Source organism: Vibrio sp. 1562 (genome assembly GCF_033340155.1).
Lineage (GTDB): Bacteria > Pseudomonadota > Gammaproteobacteria > Enterobacterales > Vibrionaceae > Vibrio > Vibrio alginolyticus.
The window spans coordinates 1-899 of record NZ_JAWOVY010000169.1 but is presented as its reverse complement, the minus strand read 5'-3'; the positions used below and the strand labels follow the sequence as shown (position 1 = coordinate 899).

The following is an 899-nucleotide window of genomic DNA, read 5'->3' as shown; positions in this document are numbered from 1 at the left end:
TCGGCCAGGAAGACTGGCCAAGCGGACTGCTTCTTTGCGGAACTCTTCGGTGTACGCTGGATTACGATGTTTAGCCATAAATCACCTCTCCATTAGACCCTAGATCTAACTTAGTAAAGTGTCTACTAAACGTGGGGTACTTGGAGGCATAACGCGCAGTTAAGGTGTGAGAGACGCAGATCCACCCTAACCTAAAATAAACTCTGATAAATCCGTGCCTATTTGGGCACTAAAACCCCAATGCGTTTCGAATCGCCTTGAACATCTTGTTATTCCGCAACTAAAGTCGGCTATGTTTACGCCTAATCTTTTGATATGACGAGAAATTTTCGGTATGCAGGCAAAAATCGAAGCCGAAGTATTTGGCAGCTCACTACCTTAAATCGCTTTAGCGTCACTCTTTAATTGCTGCGCCATATTAAGGTGCGCTTAAAACGCTTTAAGGCTAGCATGGAAATGACCAATATTCGCCCTTTTCGCCGCTTTTCCACCCTATTACCCCGCCACTTTCACTCTTAGGCTACAACCACGTACATTCAGCCTGAGAGATCCGTTGCGGAAATAACGCCGCATTAAGGTGTGAGCAACGCTACCACGAAACTCAACCACGCCACCGTAAACACAAAACCCAACGATGGAATGAAAAATGCCAAGCGTTGGGAATCACTCTTAAATGCCTTGTTAGCAATCTGTTAACTTACACTATTAACAACTAAACTTATTAACCAGTTAAAATTAAAACCAAGAGCAAATGTAAATATTGAAACTAGAATACTACTAACATACGTATCCTCTAATTTCATTTCATCAAATGAAAGAACTATTTTACGAAGAGAAACGTGTATAAAACCAAGTCGAACTGTCAATGAGAAGATGTATAAAACAATCATAATCAAAGC

1 protein-coding gene is annotated in these 899 nt (G+C 41.4%); it reads right to left on the bottom strand.

Annotated elements, in window-relative coordinates:
- Nucleotides 1-692: 692 nt before the first annotated feature.
- Nucleotides 693-899 (bottom strand): hypothetical protein (locus tag R7Z49_RS23945; RefSeq protein WP_318112219.1); only part of this gene is annotated, 207 nt, incomplete at its 5' end.